Annotated in this window: 5 protein-coding genes, 1 tRNA gene and 1 pseudogene; 4 read left to right on the forward strand and 3 right to left on the reverse strand. The window is 58.5% G+C overall.

The window, feature by feature from the left end; all coding sequences use genetic code 11:
- Window positions 1-74: 74 nt before the first annotated feature.
- Window positions 75-704 carry a DUF4136 domain-containing protein gene (locus tag CSZ94_RS14010; RefSeq protein ID WP_102122063.1) on the reverse strand — a complete coding sequence of 210 codons (630 nt, stop codon included), beginning with the start codon at window positions 702-704 and terminating at the stop codon, window positions 75-77.
- A gap of 196 nt (window positions 705-900) precedes the next feature.
- On the opposite strand from CSZ94_RS14010, the gene pepN reads away from it, so the two are divergent.
- The 4 genes and pseudogenes from pepN to CSZ94_RS14030 form a co-directional block, all read left to right on the forward strand.
- Entirely contained in the window at window positions 901-3555 is a 2655-nt protein-coding gene (pepN, locus tag CSZ94_RS14015) for an aminopeptidase N (protein ID WP_102122064.1), read from the forward strand.
- A gap of 33 nt (window positions 3556-3588) precedes the next feature.
- The gene (locus tag CSZ94_RS14020; protein ID WP_102122065.1) at window positions 3589-4590 is read left to right on the forward strand and encodes a class 1 fructose-bisphosphatase; all 1002 of its coding nucleotides are present in this window, start codon (window positions 3589-3591) and stop codon (window positions 4588-4590) included.
- 115 nt (window positions 4591-4705) lie between these two features.
- Window positions 4706-4781: transfer RNA gene (locus CSZ94_RS14025), tRNA-Thr, on the forward strand.
- Between the two features lie 180 nt (window positions 4782-4961).
- Window positions 4962-5114 (forward strand): annotated as a pseudogene (locus CSZ94_RS14030) (IS256 family transposase); the annotation flags it as partial.
- 161 nt (window positions 5115-5275) lie between these two features.
- On the opposite strand, the gene CSZ94_RS14035 reads toward CSZ94_RS14030, so the two are convergent.
- Both CSZ94_RS14035 and CSZ94_RS14040 read right to left on the reverse strand, forming a co-directional pair.
- Window positions 5276-5632: a helix-turn-helix domain-containing protein gene (locus CSZ94_RS14035; protein ID WP_102122066.1), complete on the reverse strand. Its 357-nt coding sequence runs from the start codon at window positions 5630-5632 to the stop codon at window positions 5276-5278.
- 592 nt (window positions 5633-6224) lie between these two features.
- Complete coding sequence (locus tag CSZ94_RS14040) at window positions 6225-7232, reverse strand: ParM/StbA family protein (protein ID WP_102122067.1); 1008 nt, start codon at window positions 7230-7232, stop codon at window positions 6225-6227.
- Window positions 7233-7589 lie beyond the last annotated feature (357 nt).

Here is a 7589-nt window from a genome sequence, read left to right on the forward strand (position 1 = left end):
GCATATTATTCCTGAATGAAAAAAAACCGGCTTGCGCATTGCTGCACCAGCCGGTTTTTTGAATTGTCACGCCATTACTCTATTTTGACTTCCACCTTGCGCGGCACGCCGCTCTGGCCGGGGAAGTCGGCAAAGGCGCTCGCTACCATGGCCGGCATCACTTGCGAGGTGGCGCGCTTGTTGCTGCTCGATTGCACGGTCACGTCGTACAGTTTCTTGCCGCTGCGGTCATTGATCGTCACGTGCAATTCGCGTTCGTATTTATGGCGCACGCTTTCTTCCACGTCCATCGGGCCATACCAGTAGGGGTTATAGCCAAAGCGGCCATAGCCTGGCCACGCGCCATAGCGATAGCCGTAGCGGCCAGGCCAGTAGCCGGGGCCATACCAGAATGGATCGCTAGCCTGCAGCACGCGCTCAGGATAGTCGACTGTCGAAAAATGCATCGCCACGCGCAAATTGGCTGCCGCAGGGCCGGAAGCTTCGCCGATGCCGTGTTTTGCCAGTTCGGCGCGCACCAGGTTCTGGTAATTGCGGTATTCCAGCGTGTCGTTTTCCGCCACTGGCGCTTCAAAGACATACGATTTGTCCTGCAATTGCGCAGGCCATTCATGGAAGACGGTCACGTCGCTGCGTACGGTGGTGGCGCATCCGGTCAGCAACACGGTCAATGCGGCCATCATGATGTTGAGATATCGTTTCATTGCATGATCTCCTGATAGTAGATGCAATTCATCGTCTAGTATTATAAGAATAGTTCTATTTGTTTCCATGCATTATTACAGAATGTTACCTGGTATGTCGGCGTGTAAGGGAATCTGACATTCCTGCGCTGAATCGCGACTATCGGGGGCAGGTGTTGGTAAAATAGGCTTTTGCTTCCGCTCCCACCCATTCCCTATGCGCACAGACAGCCCTCAGACGATTTACCGCAAAGATTACACGCCGCCCAGCTTTCTGGTCGACAGCGTCGAACTTGGTTTCGATCTTGATCCCGCCCGCACAGTGGTGGCGAGCCGGATCCGCATGCGCCACAACCCGGCCAGCACCAGTCGCAGCATCGAGTTGCACGGCGAACACATCGAACTGGTGCAAGTGTGCCTGAATGGCAAGCTGCTGAAACCGTCGCAGTACAAGTTGACGGCCGGCATGCTGACCATTCCCAAGGCACCGGACGAGGTGCTGCTCGATATCGAGACCGTGCTGGCGCCGCAGGACAATACCTCGCTGTCAGGCCTGTACGTGTCGAATCATAACTTCTTCACGCAGTGCGAAGCGGAAGGCTTCCGCCGCATCACCTTCTTCCCGGACCGCCCGGACGTGATGGCCAGGTACACCGTCATGCTGCGCGCCGACAAGGACAAGTATCCGGTGCTGTTGTCGAACGGCAACCTGATCGAAGAGGGCGACCTCGGTGACGGCCGCCATTACGCCAAGTGGGAAGACCCATTCAAGAAGCCGTCCTATCTGTTCGCCCTGGTGGCGGCGCGCCTGGTGTGCCAGGAAGAGCGCTACACGCTCAAGTCCGGCCGCGAAGTGTTGCTGCAGGTGTGGGTGGAAGAGGGCAACCTGGATAAAACCGATTACGCCATGCAGTCGCTGAAAAACTCGATCCGCTGGGACGAGGAACGCTTCGGCCTGGAACTGGACCTGGACCGCTTCATGATCGTCGCCGTGGGCGACTTCAACATGGGCGCCATGGAAAACAAGGGTTTGAATATTTTCAACACCAAGTATGTGCTGGCCAATTCGCGCGTGGCGACCGACGTCGATTACGCGGGCATCGAAGCGGTGGTGGGCCACGAGTACTTCCATAACTGGACCGGCAACCGCGTGACCTGCCGCGACTGGTTCCAGCTGTCGCTGAAAGAAGGTCTCACGGTGTTCCGCGACCAGGAATTCTCGGCCGACATGATCGGCACGGACACGGGCCGCGCCGTCACCCGCATCGACCAGGTACGCACCCTGCGCCAGGCGCAGTTCCCCGAAGACGCGGGCCCGATGGCGCATCCCGTGCGTCCCGATTCCTTCGTCGAAATCAATAACTTTTACACCGTCACCATCTACGAAAAAGGCGCCGAAGTGGTGCGCATGGTTCAGACCCTGGTGGGCCGCGACGGCTTCCGCAAGGGCATGGACCTGTACTTTGAACGTCACGATGGCCAGGCCGTGCAGTGCGACGACTTCCGCGCCGCCATGGCGGACGCGAATGGGCGCGATTTGACGCAATTCGAGCGCTGGTACAGCCAGGCCGGCACGCCCATCGTCACCGCTTCCACGCGCTACGACGCCGCCAGCCAGACGTTTGAACTGACGCTGGCGCAAAGCTGTCCCGCCACGCCGGGTCAGCCGAAAAAACTGCCATTTCACATTCCCGTCACCGTCGGCTTGCTGGCGGCCGACGGCAGCGACCTGCCGTTGCATGTCGATGGCGTGGCAGCCAACGGCGCCACCAGCGTGGTGCTGGAGCTGACCGAAGCATCGCAAACCTTCCGCTTCACGCAGGTGGGGGAAGTGCCCGTGCCATCGCTGCTGCGCGACTTTTCCGCCCCCGTGGTGCTGGAATACGACTATACCGATGCGCAGTTGCTGCACCTGTTCCGTCATGACAGCGATCCGGTGAACCGCTGGGAAGCGGGCCAGCGCCTGGCCATGGAGCGCCTGCGGAAACTGACCGGCGCCGTCGCCGCAGGCGAAGCGTTGGCGCTGGACGACACCTTCATCGAAGCGCAGCGCGCCTTGCTGGCCGACGACGCGCTCGACCCTGCCTTCCGCGAACTGGCCCTGATCCTGCCATCGGAAACCATCATTGCCGAGCGCATGGCGCAAGTCGACCCGCAAGCCATTCATGCGGCGCGCCAGTTCATGCGCCGCACCATCGCGGCCGCCTTGAAACCCGAATTGCTGGCGCAATACCACGCCAACCAGACGCCGGGCGAGTACAGCCCCGACGCCCTGTCGGCCGGCAAGCGGGCGCTGAAAAACCTGGCCCTGTCCTATTTGCTGATCGCACCGGGCGCGCAAGAACTGGCGCTGGCGCAGCAGCAGTTCGACAGCGCCGGCAACATGACGGACCGCGCAGCTGCACTGGCGGCCCTGATACATTCGGGTTCCACCGCACACGCACAGGCCGCGCTGACCAGCTTCTATGCCGACTTCGAGAACGAAGCGCTGGTGGTCGACAAATGGTTCGCCATGCAGGCGGCCGCGCCAGCGACCGATGTGCAAGCCGTGCGCCAGCTGATGCAGCACCCGGCGTTCACCTTGAAAAATCCGAACCGCGCGCGCAGCCTGATCTTCAATTTCACCAACGGTAATCCATCGCAGTTCCATGCGGCAGACGGCAGCGGCTACGCTTTCTGGGCCGAGCAAGTCATCGCGCTCGACGCCCTGAACCCGCAAGTGGCCGCCCGCCTGGCGCGCTCCATGGACCGCTGGCGCCGTTACGTGCCCGCGCTGCAAAGCCACATGCGCGACGCGCTGGAAAAAGTCGCCGGCCAGGCCAACCTGTCGAATGACGTGATGGAAGTGGTCAGCAAGGCTTTAGCAAACTAGCACGGCAAATCATCACCAAAACAGAGGGAATTCATGAAACGCATCAGTCTTACGCAATACCTGGTTGAAGAGCAGCGCTCCAACAACAGCATTCCGGCCGAACTGCGCTTGCTGATCGAAGTCGTCGCGCGCGCCTGCAAGACCATCAGCCACGCTGTCGGCAAGGGCGCCCTCGGTGAAGTGCTGGGCACGGCCGACACGGAAAACGTGCAGGGCGAAGTGCAGAAAAAGCTCGACATCATCTCCAACGAGATATTGCTCGAAGCGAATGAATGGGGCGGCCACCTGGCGGCCATGGCGTCGGAAGAGATGGAATCGATCCACCCGATCCCGAACCGCTATCCGAAGGGCGAATACATGCTGCTGTTCGATCCACTCGATGGCTCGTCGAACATCGACGTCAACGTCTCGATCGGCACCATTTTCTCCGTGCTGAAAGCGCCGGAAGGCATGGGGCAGCCGACGGAGCAGGATTTCATGCAGGCGGGCAGCAAGCAAGTGGCCGCCGGCTACGCCGTGTACGGTCCGCAAACCATGTTGGTGCTGACCTTTGGCAATGGCGTGAACTGCTTCACCCTGGACCGGGAAATGGGGTCGTGGGTCCTCACGCAAAGCAATATGCAGATTCCGTCGACGACCAGGGAGTTTGCCATCAATATGTCGAATGCGCGCCATTGGCATCCGCCCGTGAAGCGCTATGTCGACGAACTGCTGGCTGGCGACACGGGTCCGCGCGGCAGCAACTTCAACATGCGCTGGATCGCCTCGATGGTGGCCGACGTGCACCGCATCCTGAACCGTGGCGGCATCTTCATGTACCCGGCCGACCTGCGCGACACCTCGATGCCGGGCAAGCTGCGCCTGATGTATGAAGCGAACCCGATGGCCTTCATCGTCGAACAGGCTGGCGGCGCGGCCACCGACGGCCAGCAGCGCATCATGGACATCGCCCCGCACAAGCTGCACCAGCGCGTGCCCGTGTTCCTCGGCTCGAAAGACGAAGTGGCCCGCGTGACGGCCTACCACGCGGAATAAAAGCCGCACTTTTCCGCGATTTTCAGCAGCCCGCAGCCGGGCCGCTAAAAAAATGCAAAAAAGTTCGCGTTGACACTAGCAAATTTTGTGCATTGTTTGTAGAATGTGGGTCTTCGCCGTTGTAGCTCAGTTGGTAGAGCAGCACATTCGTAATGTGAAGGTCGCCAGTTCGATTCCGGCCAACGGCACCAAGTATTCGTAGTAAATCAAAGGGTTACACGCTTCGGCTTGTAGCCCTTTTTCGTTTTCGGCTTGTTATTCTCTTGCATGTAGGGCCTGTGTAGGATTTGCGAGGGCGTGTAGGAGTTCTGTTTCATGGTCGCCACGGTCGCGGAAAAGAGGCGGCCTTCCATGGCGTGCGCGCTCAGGCCCGCAGTTCCTTCCCGACCGATGAAGCCGTCAGCAAGTTGTTCTATCTTGCGCTCAACAACATTAGCAAGAAGTGGACGATGCCAATACGGGACTGGAAAGCGGCACTGAACCGCTTCGCCATCCAGTTTGAAGACCGGGTACCGCAGACTTAAACGAAAAACCGTTTACACAGAATTCAGTACACCCCCTACAATGTCAAGAGGGCAAATTCAAGCAGCAAAGCTCAGACTCCATCCCAACGCCTTCCGTTGCTGAGTTAGTATGTCGCCGCGTTGAGGTGAGTATTATATATTTGGGATCTCCAAAGTTGGTGTCACACTACAGGCTCAACCGTCAAGGTCGCTGCAGCGAGCATGATCGCTCGCAACTGGCTCAGACCGCCCTGGTATCTACGTTCGACGATCTCACTGTGCAACACGCTCATCTGTGTCCAGTTCGGCTGCGCCGCCATCTGCCGCTCCCGCAGATCGGCCTCGCATGGTGCCAGCTTGCTTGGCCGCTTTACCTTGCGTTCGTATTTCGGCACCGCCTTCAACGCCAGGTGCCGCCGTAACGTGTTCACCGCATAGTCCATCTTGGCGGCGATCCGCCGTATGGTCAATCCATGCTTGCACAATAACTGAATTTCCACACCTCGTTGGGTTTCAAGGCCGTCCCGCAAAGCAGCCATTTTCTCAAATAGGTGTATTATTTTTCAATCACTGCTGTGTATCAGTTTACAACCGCTGATGACACCGAAATCTGAAGCTGAGTGGAAGCGTTCTGCGATGCCCCCGAAGCACGCCCTATAATGATCTCAACTCGCCTACGGATTTAATCGAGATTCAGATTGTCTGATTATGTCTGAAGCCATCTCGCGATGGATGAAGGTGAACTAGGTATTTTTTTCGGAGCCAGTTCACTTAGCGCTGGCACTGGCTTTGCCGTTTCGCGAACTTGGGTTGTGCTCACAGCCCCGACCAGGTGGGTCGCTTCGGAAGTACGTGGAGTAGCCACCGTCGCTTCTTCCCGCCCACTTCGGGACCTCAGCCATGTCGAGATGGCGTGGATCTGCTGTTCGACGTCACCTGCTGGATGACCTATCTCAGCGATGTATCGCTCCAAGGCCAGCCGCACTAGCTTGCCTCGTTCGCGCACTGGCGTCATCGCCAACAGCGTGTGAACGTCCGGAGCCTCCTGAAAAGTCAGGCTGATGCGAACGGTGATCTCGGTACCGATTTTCGGCGGCTTATCCACTGGTGTCGACATGGCAGATCCCTGGATCAGGACTGCAGCAGTGACAGCAGGCCGAGACGGCAGAAGCCTTCTGCGACCATCATCCGCGGTTCGTCGCTGGTGACAGCATTGGGATATCGGTGTTTGAGTCCATCAAGAAGCATTTCAGCACCTCCACCGCCAATGATGATGCCGTCCAATACGGCCGCTTTTTGGCCAAACACCCGGTTGGCCTCATCCATGACGACGGCTTCGAAGCCTGCTTTCGCCTGATTGAGCAAGGAAGAGACGTCGACGCGCTGCCCAAAGTGTTTGATGCTTCCGCTGCGCACTGCCGCATCGACCACGTCCAGTGATGTTGGCAGCTTGGCCTGCGCCAGCGCGCTGGACATACCGTCGTAGACCAAGTGCATGCCTGCGCACGATATGGCCGCGTACTCCATCATGGAGCCGCGATCGCACAGCGCGAAGTCGGTTGTGTAGTGGCCGATTTCGATGACGCCCCAGGCCTCGCTGTCGAGATCTCGCTGCGGGTGGAGGCAACCGTTATTTTGAATCGAGAGCCACTGAAGCGGTGCATCCGCCTGGCTCTGCACCATCACCCTGAGCGTTTGGCCGGGCAGAAGGCGTGGGGTAAGCAAAGCCACGATGCGGTCGCGGAGCGTGTCGCGCTGCGGCCCTACAAACTTGGCCGGTAAGCCCATCACCAGATGCACCCTTGCCGATGGATTTCCGAACGCCTGTATGGCTTTGCGCCATGCACCCAGCACCAGTGCATCGTGCTGGGGACTCTCGATCCAATCCGCGTTTTGTCCCGTGTACACTTCTGAGCGGCCTTGCCGCAACGCGATGTCGCCGAAGAAATACCTGCGTCCATCCACCTCGACAGTCTCGAGTTCAGCTTTTTGTCGTGTTTGCTCGTTCGTGAGCGTGATCGCAGGGATCACGACAGTGGGGATCTGAAACGAATGACGCTCGTCTGGCGATGCCAGCGAGGCTGCGCGTATTTTGAACATTGAGTGGCCGCCATCGATTGCGATTGAGATGTTTTCCATTTAGAACTCCAAGTGTCAGTGAAAGATTTAATGTAAAGCGCAAGCCGGCGTGCGCAAGTCAGGTTTTGATCGTGACCATGAGCCGCGACAGGGACCAGGAAGCAGTCCGTGTCGAATATCGAGGTTCGAAAATGCGCCGTCATTAGCTATCACCGGGTGCGGAAATCGAGACAAGCGGCGCTGTTAAGAATGTTTCGAGGGTGTAAATAATTTTGTGTAAACGGTCATTTGGCAGGACACTGCCGCCACCAAGGAGAAACAATGACCGTTGTAAAGCGTAACAAGCGGGCCAAGCCCGACCCGGAACTGCTCAAACTGGCCGACAGCTTGCTGGCCAACTACCAGAAGCCCGAGGAT

It is taken from the genome of Janthinobacterium sp. ROICE36 (assembly GCF_002869965.1).
Taxonomy (GTDB): domain Bacteria; phylum Pseudomonadota; class Gammaproteobacteria; order Burkholderiales; family Burkholderiaceae_D; genus Janthinobacterium.